The organism is Phenylobacterium sp. (assembly GCF_004299445.1).
In the GTDB taxonomy this organism is placed as follows: domain Bacteria; phylum Pseudomonadota; class Alphaproteobacteria; order Caulobacterales; family Caulobacteraceae; genus Phenylobacterium.
The window spans coordinates 127261-143565 of record NZ_SCTC01000003.1 but is presented as its reverse complement, the minus strand read 5'-3'; the positions used below and the strand labels follow the sequence as shown (position 1 = coordinate 143565).

Here is a 16305-nt window from a genome sequence, read left to right as displayed (position 1 = left end):
ATGAGCGAAACACACCACCCGAGCGCCCCGCAGGCCGCGTCACCCACCTACCGCCTGGCTTCCACGGATCAGGACTTCATCATGGGCCCCTCCATGCGCGGGGTCCGGTTCATGCTGGAGTTCGCCAAGGTCGACGAGGCGCTGCGCAACTGGAGCGTCAGGTCGACCATCGTGGTGTTCGGCAGCGCCCGGATCCGCGAGGACGGGCCCGAGCCGCACCCGCGCTGGTACGCCGCCGCCCGGAAGTTCGCCGCGATCGCCTCGAAGGAAGGCGGGGCGCACCTGTCGGCGAAGGGCGAGCGCTACAACGTGATCTGCACCGGCGGCGGCCCCGGGATCATGGAGGCCGCGAACCGCGGGGCCACCGACGTCGGCGCACCGTCCATAGGCCTCAACATCACCCTGCCGCACGAGCAGTTCCCGAACAGCTATTCGACGCCCGAACTGACCTTCCGCTTTCACTATTTCGCCATGCGCAAGATGCACTTCGCCATGCGGGCCAGCGCCCTGGTGGTGTTTCCGGGCGGCTTCGGAACCCTGGACGAACTGTTCGAGATCCTGACCCTGCGCCAGACCGACAAGTCGCCCGCGATGCCGATCGTGCTGTTCGACGAGGCCTACTGGCGCTCGGTGGTCAATTTCGAGTCACTGATCGAGCACGGGATGATCGCGCGGGAAGACCTCGGCCTGTTCCGCTTCGCTGAAACGCCCGAGCAGGTGTGGGAATGCCTCCTGGCGGGCGGCCTGCGCCCGTACGAAGACCTGCCCGAGCCGCCGCCGGCCGACGTGGCGCCCTCCTGGTAGGGCGGGCTTGCGCACCTCGGCGCAGCGGCGCCAACTGGCGGGCCGTGCAGGAGGGGCAGGGCACATGGACATCGGCGTCTTCATCCCGATCGGGAACAACGGCTGGCTCATTTCCGAGACCTCGCCGCAGTACATGCCGACGTTCGAGCTGAACAAAGCCGTGGTGCAGCGGGCCGAGCACTACGGCTTCGACTTCGCGCTTTCGATGATCAAGCTGCGGGGGTTCGGCGGCAAGACGCAGTTCTGGGAGCACAACCTCGAGAGCTTCACGCTCATGGCGGGGCTCGCGGCCGTGACCAGCCGAATCAAGATCTTCGCGACCGCCGCCACGCTCACCATGCCCGCGCCGATCGTGGCGCGGATGGCGTCCACCATCGACTCGATCGCGCCCGGCCGGTTCGGCATCAACCTGATCACCGGCTGGCAGAAGGCCGAGTACGACCAGATGGGCCTGTGGCCGGGCGAGAGCCATTACAAGGACCGCTACAACTACCTCGCCGAGTACGCGACGGTGCTGAAGGAGCTGATGGAGACCGGCGTCTCGGACTTCAAGGGCCAGTACCTTCAGATGCAGGACTGCCGCGTCTCGCCCAAGCCGACGCCGGGCGTGAAGATCATCTGCGCCGGATCATCCGACGAGGGCCTGGCGTTCACGGCCAAGTACGCCGACTACTCGTTCGCTCTGGGCAAGGGGACCAATACGCCTACGGCCTTCGCGCCGGTGAACCAGCGGCTGGAGGCGGCGGCGGCCAGGACCGGCCGCGACGTGGCCAGCTACATCCTCTTCATGATCATCGCCGACGAGACGGATGAGGCGGCGATGGCCAAATGGCAGCTGTATCGCGACGGGGCCGACCAGGACGCCCTGGCCTGGCTGACCAACCAGGCGGCGCCGAATGCGCAGGGTGGCACGTCCAACACCAATACCACCCAGCTGGCCGCGCCGGAGTCGGCCGTGAACCTGAACATGGGCACGCTGGTGGGCAGCTATGACAGCGTGGCGCGGATGCTGGACGAGGTCGCCGAAGTGCCGGGCACCGCAGGCGTGCTGCTGGTGTTCGACGACTTCGAGAAGGGCGTCGAGGCCTTCGGGTCGAAGATCCAGCCCAAGATGAAGAGCCGGGCGCATGTCGGACCCTAGACCCACCGTCCCTATCCCCGGCGCGGTGACCCTGCCGGCGCGGCCCGAGAACCTGCCGATCGACCCGAAGGCCACCGCGCTGCTCGTGGTCGACATGCAGAACGCCTATGCCTCGCCGGGCGGCTATCTGGACCTGGCCGGCTTCGATATCGAGGGCGCGGCAGGCGTGATCGAGAAGATCGTCGTGCTGGTCGAGACTGCGCGCCAGTCGGGTGTGACCGTGGTGTTCTTCCGCAATGGCTGGGATCCCGACTACGTCGAGGCCGGTGGGCCGGGGTCGCCCAACTGGTGGAAGTCCAACGCGCTGAAGACCATGCGCGACAACCCCGATCTGCAGGGCAAGCTGCTGGCCAAGGGAACGTGGGACTATGCCCTGGTCGACCGCCTGCAGCCGCAGGCCGGCGACATCGTGATCGAGAAGCCGCGGTACTCGGCGTTCTACAACACCGCGCTGGACTCGGTGCTGCGGGCGCGCGGCATCCGGAACCTGGCCTTCTGCGGGATCGCCACCAACGTCTGCGTCGAGAGCACGCTGCGAGACGGCTATCATCGCGAGTTCTTCGGCGTGCTGATCGAGGACGCCACCCACCAGGCGGGGCCGCCCTTCCTGCAGGAGGCCACGGTCTACAACGTCGAGAGATTCTTCGGCTGGGTGTCGAACACCGCCGACTTCTGCGGGGCGGTGAGCCAGGCCCCGCCCGAATCCTGAGAGAGGTAGACATGCCCAAGACCGTCATCACGCCGCCGGGGACCGGCACGCCGATCGCGCCCTTCTCGCCGGGAACGCTGGCCGACGGCGTGGTCTATGTTTCGGGCACGCTGGCGTTCGACAAGGACAACAACGTGGCCCACGTGGGCGACGCGGCCGCCCAGACGCGGCAGGTGCTGGAGACCATCAAGTCGGTCATCGAAACCGCCGGCGGCACGATGGACGATGTCACGATGAACCACATCTTCCTGAAAGACTGGGCCGACTACGCGGCGATCAACAAGGTCTATGCGGAGTACTTCCCCGGCGAGAAGCCGGCGCGGTTCTGCATACAGTGCGGGCTTGTCCGCCCGGATTTTCTGGTGGAGATCGCCACCATCGCCCATATCGGAAAACAGTAGATGACCACGACCGGCCGCGCCGCCAACCACGGCGCCGATCCCCTGTTCCTCGAGCGCTGGTCGCCTCGCGCCTTTACTGGCGAGACGATGCCCCAGGATGCGCTGAACACCCTGTTCGAGGCCGCCGGCTGGGCGCCCTCGGCGTTCAACGGCCAGCCGTGGCGGTTTGTCTATGCGCATCGCGAGACGCCGCAGTGGGAGCCGCTGTTCGACGCGCTGATCCCCTTCAATCAGATGTGGGTGAAGAACGCCTCGGTGCTGATCTTTGTTGTGTCCGACCGCTTTCGTCGGCGGGAGGGCGCCGAGCCGTCGGCCAATCCCTGGCATGCGTTTGATGCGGGCGCGGCCTGGGGCTATCTGGCGCTGCAGGCGCAGATGCTGGGCTGGGTGACGCACGGGATGGCCGGGTTCGACAAGGACAAGGCCTTCGCCGCCGTCGGCGCCGACCCGGAACAGTTCAACGTCGAGGCCGCGATCGCGGTCGGCAAGCTCGCCGATCCTTCAGTGCTGGACGAGCCTTACCGTTCGCGGGAAGTTCCCAGTGGGCGCAATCCGGTGTCGAGTTACGCGTTCGAGGGACGGCTGAAGGTCTGACAACAAGGCCAAGGCCATATTTTTGTGTGTTCGGGAACCGCTCTGTGGAGGGGCGGGCTCGGGGGGAGTTGAGATGAGTGGTGATCCCGCGCGGGGCGGATTCCATCCGGATTCCGTGCATCTGCTACGGACGACGATGCAGGCGCAGTACCAGCTGAGCCAGATGGCCGATCAGAAGGCCAATATGGTGCTGGGCGCGAGCTTCGTGATCTTCACGGTGAGCATCAGCCTGGGCAACACGGGCGCGCGCCCGCTGCCGTTGATGATCCTGGGTGCGGCGGCCTTTGCGGCGGCGTGCCTGGCCGTGCTGGCGGTGCTGCCGTCGGTGAAGGTTCCGCCCCGCCCGGACGGCCCGGCCAACATCCTGTTCTTCGGCTCGTTTACACAGGTCTCCGAGGACGAGTTCATCGATCGGCTGATGACGGTCGCCAAGGATCCTCGCCAGAGCTTCGAGGCCTTCGCCCACGACATCTATCAGAACGGCCGGGTGCTCGCGTTCAAGAAGTATCGCTTCCTGGGGTTCGCCTACCGCATTCTTCTGGGTGGGCTGATCGGCGCGCTGGTGGCGTTCCTGGCGCCTTACGTGCTCCGGCTGAGCGGCGTCGCCCACATCTAGCTAAGGTTCCCACCCCGGCGGGGCCAGCTCGAAGCCCTCGAAGCGGAAGCCGGGGCTGACGATGCAGGCGACCAGGGTCCAGCCGCGGTCGGCCTCGGCGGCCTGCCACTCGTCCTTGTGGACCACGTGCTGCGGAGACTGGCCGGGGCCGGGGCCCAGGCGCGTCTCGGTGACTTCCGGACCCTGCGCCGTGCGCAGCTTGAGCGGCGAGCCCGCCTGGAAGATCCATATCTCCTCGGCGTCGACCCGGTGCCAGCGCGATCGTTGGCCTTGCTCCAGCAGGAACAGGATCGATGTCGCCGCGGCGCGGCCATCCGGCAGCGCCGCGTCCGAGCGCCAGGTCTCGCGATACCAGCCCCCCTCGGGGTGGGGCTGAAGCTTCAGGCGCTTGATCAGGTCGGCGGCGTCCATGCCCTGAAGAGACGCCAACGCGCGGCATTGCGCCAGTGCATGCTTGACCGCGCGGCCAAGCTCGGGCCGCTTTAGGCCATGCGAAGAATCTCCATTCCCCTGGCCGCCGCCCTTGCGGTGGCGACCCCCGCTTTGGCGGGCCCCGACCTGGCCAGGATGTCGCCCGCCGAACTCGCCGCCACGCTGAAGGCCTTTCCCAAGGGCGGCGAGCTGCACAACCACCTGGGCGGGGGGACGCCGCCGGAGCTGATCCTGGAGTGGGCGATCGAGGACAAGGCGTGCATTGACCCCGTCGAGCTGGCGATCCGCCTGAGCTGCACGGGGGAGGGACTGCGGCCGGCCTCGGACATCCGAACCAGCGAAGCGCTGCGTTCGGCCATGATCGACAGCCTGACCACGCGCCATCCGGATTTCCGTGACCGATCGGGGCACGACCAGTTCTTCACCGCCTTCAGCCGCCGCAGCGTCTCGCCGAGGCGCCAGGGCGATGCGCTGGCCGAGGTGATGGAAGGGCTGGCCCGGCAGAACACATTCTACGCCGAGCAGATGGTCACGCCGCAGTTCCTGGCCTCGCGCTCGCTGGGCGCTCAGGTGGGCTGGAAGGGTGATCCGGCATCCACCAGGAAGGCGCTGAGCGAAGCGGGGATCGAGAAGCTTGTCCCGGCGGTGATCGCCGACACCGACGCCCTGGAGAAGCGCGCGCGCGAGGTGATGAGGTGCGGGACGCCTGACGCCAGCGCGGGCTGCCAGGTGACCGTCCGCTTCCTCTTCCAGGCCATGCGGGAGGGGCCGCCGGAGCAGACCATGGCCCAGCTGCAGCTGGGCGTGGCCGTCGTCGCGGCCGACAAGCGCTGGGTGGGGCTGCAACTGGTGGCGCCCGAGGATGGGTATGACGCGACCCGCTACTACGACGTCCACATGCGCATCGTAGCCGAACTGACCGATCAGGGCCGCAAGGTCCCGGTGGCGCTGCATGCCGGCGAGGTGACCCTGAAGCTGGTGTCTCCGAAGTCGGTCAGCCACCGCGTGACCGACGCCGTCCGCATCGCCGGCGCACGGCGGATCGGCCACGGGACGGCGTTGCCGCTTGAGACCGACGCTGTGGCGGTGGCGCGCGAGATGGCGGCCAAGGGCGTGCTGATCGAGACCAACCTGGTCTCGAACTCGGTGATCCTGGAGGTGCCGCCCGAGGAGCACCCGTATGCCTGGTTCCGTAAAATGGGCATTCCCGCCGCCCTGTCCACGGACGACAGCGGGATCAGTCGGCACGAGCTTTGGGGCGACTACGCCTTCGCCGTCCGGAATGGCGCGACATACGACGACCTGAAGACCGCCGCGCGCAATGGCATCGCCTACAGTTTCCTGGCGGGTGAGGGGCTCTGGGCCGATCCAAACGTCTACAGGAAGCCCGTCGCGGCCTGCGCCGGTCAGGTGGGTTCCGCGGAGCCCAAGGGCGCCTGCGCCGATCTGGTCGCCACGAGCGACAAAGCCCGCGAACAGTGGCGACATGAGCGTTTGCTGAGGGCTTTCGAGGCGGCGAACTAAGGCCTAAGGCCTACCCCTCCACCGCCATGTAGACGAACCGGGCGACGAACAGCGCCGCCAGCGCGAAGAGCAGCCAGTCGGCGCGGGCAATGCGGCGGCTGGCGAGCTTGAGCACAGCATAGGCGATGACGCCGAAGGCGAGGCCGTTGGCGATCGAGAACGTCAGCGGGATGGTGATCAGGGTCAGGAAGGCGGGGATGGCGACGACCGGGTCGTCCCAGTCGATCTCGGTCAGCGGCGCCATCATCATCCCGCCCACCAGGATCAGCGCGGGCGCCGTGGCGGCGGCCGGGATCACCTGGGCCCATGGCGCCACGAACAGGGTCGCCAGGAACAGCAGGCCGGTGACGATTGCGGTGAGTCCGGTACGCCCGCCCGCGGAGACGCCAGAGGCGCTCTCGATGTAGCTGACAACGGTCGACGTGCCGGCCAGCGAGCCCACGACGGTGGCGCCCGCGTCGGCGAAGAGGATGCGGTTCAGGCGCGGGATCGTGCCATCGGGCTGCATCAGGCCGGCCTTCTTCGAGACGGCGACGAGGGTGCCGACGTTGTCGAACAGGTCGACGAACAGGAAGACGAACAGGATCTCGAGCAGCGCCAGGCCGATCGTGCCGCCGCCGATGTCGAGGGCGGCGGGGATGTCGAGCTTGAGCGCCGTACCCGTCATCTGCTCCAGGCTGTAGGGCTCGGGCTTCCAGGTGGCGAGGCCCAGGATCCAACCCAGGACGGCGGTGGCGACGATGCCGATAAAGATCGCGCCGCGCACCTTCAGCACCATCAGGACCGAAAGGATCGCCAGGCCCAGCAGGGCGAGCTGGGTGGTCGGCGCCTTCACCTCGCCCAGCGTGACCAGGGTGGCGGGGTTGTCGACCACGACGCCTGCGCCACGCAGCCCGATGAACGCGATGAAGAGGCCGATGCCGGCGGCGATGGCCGAGAACAGCGCCCGAGGGATGGCGTTGACGATCAGCTGACGCACGCCCGCGACCGTCAGCAGGATGAAGAGGACGCCCGAGATGAAGACAAGACCCAGGGCGGTCTGCCAAGGCACCCCCATGGCTCCCACAACTGTGAAGGCGAAGTAGGCGTTCAGTCCCATGCCGGGCGCCAGCGCGATCGGGTAGTTGGCCAGGAAGCCCATCAGCAGGCAGCCGATCCCGGCCGCCAGGCAGGTGGCCGCCGCGACGCCCGCGAGCGGCATGCCGGTGGTCGACAGGATCGCCGGGTTCACCAGCACGATGTAGGCCATGGTGAGGAAGGTGGTGGCCCCGGCCAGCACCTCGGTCTGGACGTTGGTCCCGCGGTCGCGGAGCTGGAAGGTCCTTTCCAGGAAGCTCATTTGGCGGCTCCTTGCGGGATGGTGTCGGCGTAGGTGGACCAGCCCGCGACCAGGCCCTTCACCACCGGCGCGCCGACCCGGTAGGCGGCCTCGACGCCGGCCTCGAGGCCACCGTCGGCGAAGGTGATCCGGTTGGGCTTGCCCGCGCCGGGGCGCGAGTAGTTGCTGGCCGTGCGCAGGATCAGCACCCGGCGCGGATCGACCCGCTTGGAGCTTGCGAACAGGGTCAGGGTGTCGAGTACGGCCTGGTCCTCCCCGTCGGTCATGGCCAGCACGCCCTGGCCGTCGGTCTGCACGCGCACCCAGTCGCGGGCCCACCGGGTGCGAAGTTCGCCGTGCCAGAACCGGACGGTCCCCAGGCTGGCGCCCACGAACACATGCGGCGGCTTCTGCGCCGCAGGCTCCTCGGGATAACCGGCGCGGTCGGCGGCCAGATGGGCGTTGTCGGCCAGCGGGATGTTCCGCGTCTGCTCGAAAGCCCAGCGGGTCAGGCCGGGATCCAGCCGCCAGGCCATACCGCTGGCGCCGGCGTGGTCGCCTTTTTCGCCGGGGCCATTCGAGTTGGCGGCATAGAGGCCCCAGGGCCAGCCGGCGATGATCTCTCGGTCGTCGATCTCGTAGAGCGGGTCGCCATCGACGACCCAGTCGGACCACGCGGCGCTGCCGATCGAGCCCGCCTTGGGGTCGACCCCGGCGATGCCGGCCATCAGCCAGTAGGCCCTGGACAGGTCGAAGCGCGGGTCGACGATCAGCGACGACAGCGAAGTCCGGGCGCGGCCGAACATCCCGGTGTTGATCACCAGCACGCCATCCTTCGTAAGCCGGGCGGGCCGCTCGACGCCGGGGATGTTGACGGTCTCGGTGGCCGGGAAGCGTTCGACCCACAGCTGGAGTTCGCCGGCTGCGTCGCCGGTGTCCTTGCCAATCTCGAAGGCTATGACGACCACGACCTTGATCGGGATGGGCCTGGCCAGCGCGGCCGCTGGCGCGAGCAGGGCCAGGATGAAGACGATCAGACGCAGCACACGATTCCCCCAAGGCCTCGCCGCATAGTCGGCGGCGCAGACGCGGAGGCAAGCGTTAGGTGGAGCCGCGGGCGTGAGCGAGGTCGCCCATGACGTAGGTGCGTTCCACGGCGCGGTCGTCCGCCAGCACGGCGAGCACGAACAGGGTCTCTGCCAGCGAGCGCGTGCTCGCCGCACGGCGGGCCAGCAGGGGCGTGGCGGCCAGGTCAAGGACCACGAAGTCGGCCTCCTTGCCGGGCGTCAGGTTGCCGACCTTGTCGTCGATATGGAGCGCCCGGGCGCCGGCAAGCGTGGCGAGGTAGAAGGCGTGGAGCGGGTCCAGCGCGTCGCCCCGAAGCTGGCCGACCTTGTAGGCTTCGCCCATCATCTGCAGCAGCGAGAACGATCCGCCGGCGCCGACGTCCGTGCCGAGCGCGGTCGAGACTCCCTGGGCGCAGGCCTGTTTTAGCGAGAAGAGGCCGCTGCCCAGCAGCATGTTGGACGATGGACAGAAGGCGACCGATGCGCCGGCCTTGGCGAGCCGGCGAAAGGCCTCGTCATCGCAGTGGACGCAGTGGGCGAAGACCGAGCGCGGGCCGACCAGCCCGTGGCGCTCGTAGACGGCCAGGTAGTCGCGATCGCGCGGGAAGAGGCGGGCGACCTCGGCGATTTCGCCGGTGTTCTCCGACATGTGGGTGTGGAGCAATACGTCGGGGTTGGCGGCCAGCACCTCGCCGGCCATGGCCAGCTGTGCGTCAGACGATGTGACGGCGAAGCGGGGTGTGATCGCGTAGCCCAGGCGGCCCTTGTTCCGCCACGCGCGGATCAGGGCCTCGGTGTCGGCGCGGCCGGTCTCGACGGTGTCGGTGAGGCCGTCGGGGGCGTTCACGTCCATCAGCACCTTCCCCGCGATCAGGCGCATGTTCCGCGCCAGCGCCGCCTCGAACAGCGCCTCGGCCGAGGTCTTGTGGACGGTGCAGAAGGCGAGCGCGCTGGTCGTGCCGTTGGCCAGCAGCTGGTCCAGGAAAACCTGCGCCACCGCATCGGCATGGGCGCTGTCGGCGAAGGCCTGTTCGGTGGGGAAGGTGTGGGTGTGGAGCCAGTCCAGCAGCTGGGCGCCCCAGGCGGCCATGACGTCCACCTGTGGGTAATGGACGTGGGCGTCGACGAAGCCCGGGGTGATCAGGCGGCCGGGCAGGGGCTCGACCGGCGTGTCGCCAAGACTGGCGGCGAGATCGGCGTAGGCGCCGAAGGCCGCCACGTGACCATCCTCGACGATCAGCAGCCCGTCTGCGTGATAGTCGACGGCGTCGGGCGACCGCGAGGGATCGTCCAGCGCGTGGAGCAGGGCGGCGCGGTAGGCTTGGCGGGTCATTGCGCGACCGCGATCCAGTCGGCCTCGGGCAGCTCGACCTCGTCCAGGTTCTCTCCGGGGCCCTCGCGGTCGACCACCAGGAAGTCGCTCTCGGCGTCCAGGGCGAGCAGGAAGTGGTGCCAGGTTCCCTTGGCGTAGTTCACGCCCTGGCCGGCGCCGGCGCGGAAGATGCGGACCCTGGCGGCGTCGAAATCGCCCGGCGGCGCTACGGCCACCAGGAAGGGCCGGCTCTGCAGCGGCATGAAGGCCTGGCTGCCCAGGGGGTGGCGCTCGAAGATCTTCAGCACCAGCGGGGTCAGCGGCCGAGAGCGGAAGATGCTGATGATCGCCTGGCCATCGCCCACCGCCACGTCGGTGAGGGCGTTGAAGCGCGTGGTCCAGCCGTAGTTGATCGGGATCACCTCGGCCTGGTCGGACACCTCGATCACGTCGCCGAATGGGGCGAAGGCGTCGGCGGTGAGGGGTTCCGGGACGATGGTCCTCACGATCCGACCTTCCCGCCGGCCTTGATCCAGGCGCCGAGCTGGGCACGTTCCAGGTCGGTCATGCCGGTCTCATTGCCCTGAGGCATGGATTGGGTGGCCACGGCGCGGGCGTAGATCTTGTCGAGGTGCTTTGCGAGGCCCGCGTCGGTGTCGAAAGCCGCGCCGTTCGGCGCCACCGGCACGCCGCGGTGTGTGGGGTGTGCGGCGTGGCAGGCGATGCAGTGCTTGTCGACGATGGCGCGGACGAGGGCGTAGCTCGGGACCTCCTCGACGGTCGGCGGCTTTGGCCGCGCGGCCACGTTCAGCACCGCCACGGTCACGAATGCCAGTGCGCCCGCAGCCAGCACCTGGGGCTCGAAACGCCCGGCGTTCTTGAGGTTGAAGAAGTGGCGGATCGTCCAGCCGGCGATCCCCAGGCCCGCCACCCAGAGCCAGTTGAGCGGGGCGGCGAAGATCATCGGGTAGTGGTTGCTGATCATGAGGAACAGCACCGGCAGGGTCATGTAGTTGTTGTGGACGGATCGTTGCTTGGCCTGCTTGCCCAGCGCGGGATCCGGCGTCTGGCCCGCCAGGACCTGGGCCACCACCTTCCGCTGGTTGGGGATGATGATCATGAAGACGTTGGCCGCCATGACCGTGCCGATGATGGCGCCCACGTGCATGAAGGCGCCGAGGTCGGCGAAGACGCGGGTCAGGCCGTAGGCGGCGGCGACGAGAACAGCGAACCACACAGCACTGAAAAGCTTGAGGTTCTGTCCGATCGGCGAGCGGCAGAGGCCGTCGTAGACCAGCCAGCCGGCGACCAGCGTCCCCAGGCCGAGACCGATGGCCTGCCACGTCGCGAGGTCGGCCTTGGTCTTGTCGATGAGGTTGAGGTCGGCGCCGACGTAGAAGATCAGGCTGAGCAGCAGGAAGCCCGAGATCCAGGTGGTGTAGGCCTCCCATTTGAACCAGTGCAGTTCCTCGGGCATGTCGGCCGGGGCCACCATGAACTTCATCTGCCGGTAGAAGCCGCCGGAGTGGACGCTCCACAGCTCGCCCGCGATGCCCTCCGGAGCTTCGGGCGGCTTCTTAAGGTGGCTGTCCAACCACATGAAATAGAACGACGATCCGATCCAGGCGATGCCGGCCACAAGGTGTAGCCAGCGGATCGCCAGGTTCGCCCAGGCCTCGAGGTCGGCGATCAAGCGGGGACCTCTTCGGTCAGTTGCAGCAGCTGGGCGGCCAGCGCCACGGCGATGACCGCCGGCTCCTTGCCCTTCAGCTCGGCGAGACCGATCGGGCACGTCAGGCGGGCGAGGTCGGCGTCGCCCAGGCCTTCGTCGCGCAGCCGGTGCTCGAACCGCGTGCGCTTGGTCCGTGAGCCGATCAGGCCGATGTAGGCAAGGTCAGGGCGCGCCAGCGCAGCGCGGGTCAGGCGGTAGTCCAGGTCATGGCTGTGGGTGAAGATGGCCACCAGTGTCCCAGCCGGCGCGGCCTCGACAGCTTCCTCCAGTTCGTCTTCGGAGAGGATGGTCGCGCGCGTGCCTCCGGCCTCGGGACGAAGGTCTTCGCGGCTGGCGAGCCAATCGAGGTGGAAGGGCAGCGGCGCGAAGGCGCGGGCCACGGCCTGGCCCACGTGGCCAGCTCCGAAGATCACGAGGCGGGGCAGGGCGGGGCGGATGGTTTCGGACAAGCAGCGGACCTCCGACAGCGGCGTGCGCGGGCCGTCCGAGCCGTGCGGCCCCGGCCCCCCGACCACCCGGCGCATGCCGCCCGCTTCGAACCTCGCGGTCAAGGCGAACGGCGCGCGCGCGGCGGCGGCCGGCTCCAGCCAGTCGAGGCTGCCTTCGTCGACGCGCTCGACCAGCAGCCGCACGTGGCCGCCGCAGCACTGGCCCAGCAGCGGGCCCAGCGGATAGTCCTGGAGCGCATGGCGACGGGTGGCCTGGCTCAGCAGCTTGCGAGCCTGGTCCAGCCCCTGGCGCTCCAGCGAGCCGCCGCCGATGGTGCCGGTGAAGCGGTCGGGCCAGACCAGCATCCGGGCGCCCGCCTCACGCGGGGTGGAACCCTGCGCGCCCACGACCGTCACCATGGCCAGCGCCTCGCCGCGGCGGGCGGAGGCCAACGCGTCTGCGATCCACTCAACCATCGGCGCGCCTCCGCACGTCGTTGATCGCCGCCAGGATCCGCTCCGGCGTAGCCGGGGCGTCCAGGTTGGGCATCACTCTGTGGCCGCCGACGCTGGCGATCGCATCGGTCAGGGCCGAGAAGACCGAGATCGCCAGCATCAGCGGCGGCTCGCCCACGGCCTTGGATCGGTGGATGGTGTTCTCGCGGCTTTCGCCGGGCTGCCAGATCGCCATGTTGAAAACATCGGGCCGCTCGCCCGCCGTGGGGATCTTGTAGGTCGACGGCGCGTGGGTGGTGAGGCGGCCCTTGGCGTCGAACACCAGCTCCTCGGTGGTGAGCCAGCCCATGCCCTGGATGAAGCCGCCCTCGATCTGTCCCAGGTCGATGGCCGGGTTCAGCGAGCGGCCCACGTCATGGAGGATGTCGACGCGGGTGACCTTGTTCTCGCCGGTCAGGGTGTCGACGACGACCTCGGAACAGGCGGCGCCATAGGCGAAGTAGTAGAACGGCCGGCCCTTGTGGGTGGCGCGGTCGTAGTGGATGTCGGGGGTCTTGTAGAAGCCGGCCGCCGAGAGCGAGACGCGGGCCAGGTAGGCCTGGTTCACGAAATCGCGGAAGCTGAAGCGGTCTGCGCCGACCTGCACGCCGTCGGCCGTGAAGACCGGGTCGTGACCCCACTTCGCGCGGGCCCAGGCGGCGAGGCGGGCCTTGATCTGCTCGCAGGCGTCCAGTGCGGCCATGCCATTGAGATCGCTGCCCGACGAGGCGGCGGTGGCCGAGGTGTTGGGCACCTTGTCGGTACGGGTTGAGGTGATGCGGACGGACGCCAGCGGGACCTGGAACGCGTCGGCGGCGACCTGGGCGACCTTTATGTTCAGCCCCTGGCCCATCTCGGTCCCGCCGTGGTTCAGGAGGATCGAGCCGTCGGTGTAGACATGCACCAGCGCGCCGGCCTGGTTCAGGTGGGTGGTCGTGAACGAGATCCCGAACTTCACCGGCGTGAGCGCGAGGCCGCGCTTCAGATGGTCGTTGGCGGCGTTCCAGCGCTGGATCGCGTCGCGGCGGGCGCGGTAGTTACAGGACGCGGCCAGCTCGGTCATGATCGGATGGATCACGGCGTCGGTGACAGTCTGGCCGTAGGGCGTGAGGTCGCCGGCGATGCCGTAGAGGTTGGCCAGGCGCACATCCAGCGGGTCCTTGCCCAATTGGAGCGCCGCGGCGTCCAACGCCCGCTCGATCGCCATCATCCCTTGCGGGCCGCCGAAGCCACGGAAGGCGGTGTTGGAGACCGTGTGGGTGCGCGTGCGGTGGCTGACGATCTCGGCCGCCGGCAGCGCATAGGCGTTGTCGGCGTGGAACATCGCCCGGTCGTTGATCGCGTGGCTAAGGTCGGCCGAGAAGCCGCAGCGCGAGGCGAACTCGAACGCGACGCCGGCCACGCGGCCGTCGGCGTCGAAGCCCAGCTCCCAGTCGATCTCGAAGTCGTGGCGCTTGCCGGTCAGCGCCATGTCGTCGTCGCGGTCGAGGCGGATCTTGGCGGGGCGGCGGGTGACCTTCGCGGCCAGCGCGGCCATGGCCGCCCATTGCACCGACTGGGTCTCCTTCCCGCCGAAGCCGCCCCCCATGCGTCGGACCTCGACGGTGACGGCGGAGTCCTGGCAGCCCAGGACGCGGGCCAGGATGTGCTGGGTCTCGGTCGGGTGCTGGGTCGAGGTCCAGACATGGAGATCGTCGCCTTCGCCGGGGATCACCAGGGCGACCTGGCCCTCCAGGTAGAAGTGCTCCTGGCCGCCGACCTGCAGGTGGCCGGACGCGCGGTGGGGGGCCCCGGCGATGGCGGCGCGAGCGTCGCCAAGAATCATCCTTTGGCTGGGCTCGATGAACGAGCCTGCGGCGAGAGCGGCGTCGGCGGTGAGGAGCGCTGGCAGGTCTTCGTACTCGACCACGGCCAGGGCCGCAGCGGCGCGGGCTTTGGGCAGGGTCTCGGCGGCGACGCAGAACAGCGGCTGGCCCAGGAACTTCACCTCGCCCTCGGCAAACAACGGATCGTCGCCGGCGAAGGGGCTGATGTCGTTCTTGCCCGGGACGTCGGCGGGGGTGAGAACGGCCACGACGCCGGGGGCCGCGCGGACGGCCGAGAGGTCCAGCTTCGTGACCTTGGCATGCGCGTGGGCCGACTGGCCGGCATAGAGGTGCAGCAGGCCTGGCGGCTCGGGGATGTCGTCGATGTAGAGCGCCTCGCCCGAGACATGGCGCGGGGCGCTATCGTGGCCGATGGGCGTGTTCAGGACGGGGAGCGCGCGGACCCCTGCGCCGGAGTCAGCCATAGGCCACCGCCTCCGCGTCGCGCACGCTGGACGCAGCGCCGGCCACCTCCAGGAACGCGCGGCGCAGAAGGTTGCGGGCGGCTTCCAGGCGGTAGTCGGCCGAGGCGCGCATGTCGGTGATCGGCGTGAAGTCCTGCGCCAGGGCCTCGGCGGCGGCCTCGACAGTCTCGGCGGTCCAGGGGCGGCCGGTGAGGGCGGCTTCCGCGGCGGTGGCGCGCTTCGGCGTCGCGGCCATGCCGCCGAAGGCGATGCGGGCGTCGGTCACCTGGCCGGCTTCGACGCCGACCGAAAGGCCCATGCAGACTGCTGAAATATCCTGGTCGAAGCGCTTGGAAAGCTTGGCGATCTTGAAGATGCGACCGGTCGGAATCTTGGGAACGATCACAGCTTCGATGAACTCGCCCGGCTGCCGGTCCTGTCGCCCGTAGGCGAGGAAAAAGGCCTCCAGCGGCATCTCACGGCGCACGCGACCTTTGCGCAGGACCAGCGTCGCGCCGGCCGCGATCAGGGCCGGCGGCATGTCTCCGATTGGCGAACCGTTGGCGATGTTGCCGGAGAGGGTTCCGAGGTTGCGCACCTGAAGCCCGCCCAGCCGGCGCAGGAGTTCGCCTAACGCGGGATGCAGGCGGGCAAGGGTCGCATGCGCATCGGCATAGCGGACCGCGGCGCCGATGCGGATCGTGTCGCCGAATTCGTCGATGGCGCGCAGGTCGGCCGCTTCGTTCAGGGACACGATGGTCGCCAGATCGCGATGCTGCTTGGTCACCCAGAGCCCGACATCGGTGCCCCCCGCCAGCACCGTGGCCTCCGGATGCGCTTCCAGGACCGCCGCCATATCGTCCGCCGAGCGGGGCGCGAAGAAGCGACGGCCCTTGTGCTCCAGCGCGAGGCCTTCGGTCGGTTGTAGGGCGGCCAGGGCCGTTGTCAGGGCGGGCAGGTCGGCCGCGTGCGAATCCGGGCCCATAGCTTGGCCGGCCGCCAGGATCGGGCCGTAGCCGGTGCAGCGGCAGAGGTTCCCCGCCAGCACGTCCTTGAGGTTTGCCGCATCGGTTGCCGCACCTTCGCGCTGGGCGGCGTAGAGGCTCATCACGAAGCCCGGCGTGCAGAAGCCGCACTGGCTGGCGTGGGAGTCGACCATGGCCTGCTGGACCGGATGGAGATGGCCCTCGCGGCCCAGGCTCTCGACCGTGAACAGGGCGCGTCCGTCCAGCATCGGCGCGAACAGGATGCAGGCGTTGACCGCCCGGAAGCGGACGGTGTCCTCGGAGAGTTCGCCCAGCACGACCGTGCAGGCGCCGCAGTCGCCCTCGGCGCAGCCTTCCTTCGTGCCGGTGCGGCGCAGGTGGTAGCGGAGCAGGTTCAGGACCGTGAGCGTCGGATCGGTATCGGCCGGCAGTTCGCGGATCTCGCCGTCCAGCAGGAAACGGATCGGGCGGGTCACC

16 protein-coding genes are annotated in these 16305 nt (G+C 68.9%); 7 read left to right on the top strand and 9 right to left on the bottom strand.

The window, feature by feature from the left end; all coding sequences use genetic code 11:
- The 6 genes from EPN98_RS00925 to EPN98_RS00900 all read left to right on the top strand — a co-directional run bounded on the left by EPN98_RS00925 (position 1) and on the right by EPN98_RS00900 (position 4265).
- On the top strand, positions 1-804 hold the full coding sequence (locus EPN98_RS00925) for a TIGR00730 family Rossman fold protein (protein WP_293358967.1): 804 nt from the start codon (positions 1-3) through the stop codon (positions 802-804).
- 64 nt (positions 805-868) lie between these two features.
- On the top strand, positions 869-1945 hold the full coding sequence (rutA, locus tag EPN98_RS00920; RefSeq protein ID WP_293358964.1) for a pyrimidine utilization protein A: 1077 nt from the start codon (positions 869-871) through the stop codon (positions 1943-1945).
- The gene (gene rutB / locus EPN98_RS00915; protein WP_293358962.1) at positions 1932-2654 is read left to right on the top strand and encodes a pyrimidine utilization protein B; all 723 of its coding nucleotides are present in this window, start codon (positions 1932-1934) and stop codon (positions 2652-2654) included. The genes rutA and rutB overlap by 14 nt, the downstream gene beginning before the upstream one ends.
- Positions 2655-2665: 11 nt before the next feature.
- On the top strand, positions 2666-3055 hold the full coding sequence (rutC, locus tag EPN98_RS00910) for a pyrimidine utilization protein C (protein ID WP_293358959.1): 390 nt from the start codon (positions 2666-2668) through the stop codon (positions 3053-3055).
- On the top strand, positions 3056-3649 hold the full coding sequence (locus EPN98_RS00905) for a nitroreductase family protein (protein WP_293358956.1): 594 nt from the start codon (positions 3056-3058) through the stop codon (positions 3647-3649).
- 73 nt (positions 3650-3722) lie between these two features.
- Positions 3723-4265, top strand: a complete 543-nt coding sequence (locus EPN98_RS00900; RefSeq protein WP_293358953.1) for a Pycsar system effector family protein — start codon at positions 3723-3725, stop codon at positions 4263-4265.
- Here EPN98_RS00900 and EPN98_RS00895 read toward each other — a convergent pair whose 3' ends face one another.
- On the bottom strand, positions 4266-4676 hold the full coding sequence (locus EPN98_RS00895; RefSeq protein WP_293358951.1) for a cupin domain-containing protein: 411 nt from the start codon (positions 4674-4676) through the stop codon (positions 4266-4268).
- A 78-nt stretch (positions 4677-4754) separates the two neighbouring features.
- On the opposite strand from EPN98_RS00895, the gene EPN98_RS00890 reads away from it, so the two are divergent.
- Positions 4755-6221 (top strand): hypothetical protein, encoded by a 1467-nt coding sequence (locus tag EPN98_RS00890; RefSeq protein WP_293358948.1) that lies wholly within the window; start codon positions 4755-4757, stop codon positions 6219-6221.
- A 10-nt stretch (positions 6222-6231) separates the two neighbouring features.
- Here EPN98_RS00890 and EPN98_RS00885 read toward each other — a convergent pair whose 3' ends face one another.
- Genes EPN98_RS00885 through xdhA form a run of 8 tightly spaced genes read right to left on the bottom strand, consistent with a single transcriptional unit; the run spans position 6232 to position 16304 of the window.
- Positions 6232-7560: an NCS2 family permease gene (locus tag EPN98_RS00885; RefSeq protein ID WP_293358945.1), complete on the bottom strand. Its 1329-nt coding sequence runs from the start codon at positions 7558-7560 to the stop codon at positions 6232-6234.
- Positions 7557-8585 (bottom strand): purine nucleoside permease, encoded by a 1029-nt coding sequence (locus EPN98_RS00880; RefSeq protein WP_293358942.1) that lies wholly within the window; start codon positions 8583-8585, stop codon positions 7557-7559. The genes EPN98_RS00885 and EPN98_RS00880 overlap by 4 nt, the downstream gene beginning before the upstream one ends.
- 55 nt (positions 8586-8640) lie before the next feature.
- A complete protein-coding gene (gene guaD / locus EPN98_RS00875) occupies positions 8641-9939 on the bottom strand; it encodes a guanine deaminase (RefSeq protein ID WP_293358939.1) in 1299 nt (432 codons plus the stop codon).
- Positions 9936-10424: an ureidoglycolate lyase gene (locus tag EPN98_RS00870; protein WP_293358936.1), complete on the bottom strand. Its 489-nt coding sequence runs from the start codon at positions 10422-10424 to the stop codon at positions 9936-9938. The genes guaD and EPN98_RS00870 overlap by 4 nt, the downstream gene beginning before the upstream one ends.
- Positions 10421-11611 (bottom strand): urate hydroxylase PuuD, encoded by a 1191-nt coding sequence (locus tag EPN98_RS00865; RefSeq protein ID WP_293358933.1) that lies wholly within the window; start codon positions 11609-11611, stop codon positions 10421-10423. Before EPN98_RS00865 ends, EPN98_RS00870 begins: the two co-directional genes overlap by 4 nt.
- Positions 11608-12555 carry a xanthine dehydrogenase accessory protein XdhC gene (gene xdhC, locus EPN98_RS00860; RefSeq protein WP_293358930.1) on the bottom strand — a complete coding sequence of 316 codons (948 nt, stop codon included), beginning with the start codon at positions 12553-12555 and terminating at the stop codon, positions 11608-11610. Before xdhC ends, EPN98_RS00865 begins: the two co-directional genes overlap by 4 nt.
- The gene (gene xdhB, locus EPN98_RS00855) at positions 12548-14863 is read right to left on the bottom strand and encodes a xanthine dehydrogenase molybdopterin binding subunit (RefSeq protein WP_293358927.1); all 2316 of its coding nucleotides are present in this window, start codon (positions 14861-14863) and stop codon (positions 12548-12550) included. Before xdhB ends, xdhC begins: the two co-directional genes overlap by 8 nt.
- The gene (gene xdhA / locus EPN98_RS00850; protein ID WP_293358924.1) at positions 14856-16304 is read right to left on the bottom strand and encodes a xanthine dehydrogenase small subunit; all 1449 of its coding nucleotides are present in this window, start codon (positions 16302-16304) and stop codon (positions 14856-14858) included. Before xdhA ends, xdhB begins: the two co-directional genes overlap by 8 nt.
- Position 16305 lies beyond the last annotated feature (1 nt).

Coding starts and splice junctions, on each gene's coding strand:
- rutA (WP_293358964.1), top strand. CDS start 869: ATGGACATCGGCGTCTTCATCCCGATCGGGAACAACGGCTGGCTCATT.
- xdhC (WP_293358930.1), bottom strand. CDS start 12,555: ATGGTTGAGTGGATCGCAGACGCGTTGGCCTCCGCCCGCCGCGGCGAG.
- EPN98_RS00905 (WP_293358956.1), top strand. CDS start 3,056: ATGACCACGACCGGCCGCGCCGCCAACCACGGCGCCGATCCCCTGTTC.
- EPN98_RS00925 (WP_293358967.1), top strand. CDS start 1: ATGAGCGAAACACACCACCCGAGCGCCCCGCAGGCCGCGTCACCCACC.
- guaD (WP_293358939.1), bottom strand. CDS start 9,939: ATGACCCGCCAAGCCTACCGCGCCGCCCTGCTCCACGCGCTGGACGAT.
- EPN98_RS00895 (WP_293358951.1), bottom strand. CDS start 4,676: ATGGACGCCGCCGACCTGATCAAGCGCCTGAAGCTTCAGCCCCACCCC.
- rutB (WP_293358962.1), top strand. CDS start 1,932: ATGTCGGACCCTAGACCCACCGTCCCTATCCCCGGCGCGGTGACCCTG.
- xdhB (WP_293358927.1), bottom strand. CDS start 14,863: ATGGCTGACTCCGGCGCAGGGGTCCGCGCGCTCCCCGTCCTGAACACG.
- EPN98_RS00900 (WP_293358953.1), top strand. CDS start 3,723: ATGAGTGGTGATCCCGCGCGGGGCGGATTCCATCCGGATTCCGTGCAT.
- EPN98_RS00885 (WP_293358945.1), bottom strand. CDS start 7,560: ATGAGCTTCCTGGAAAGGACCTTCCAGCTCCGCGACCGCGGGACCAAC.
- EPN98_RS00890 (WP_293358948.1), top strand. CDS start 4,755: ATGCGAAGAATCTCCATTCCCCTGGCCGCCGCCCTTGCGGTGGCGACC.
- rutC (WP_293358959.1), top strand. CDS start 2,666: ATGCCCAAGACCGTCATCACGCCGCCGGGGACCGGCACGCCGATCGCG.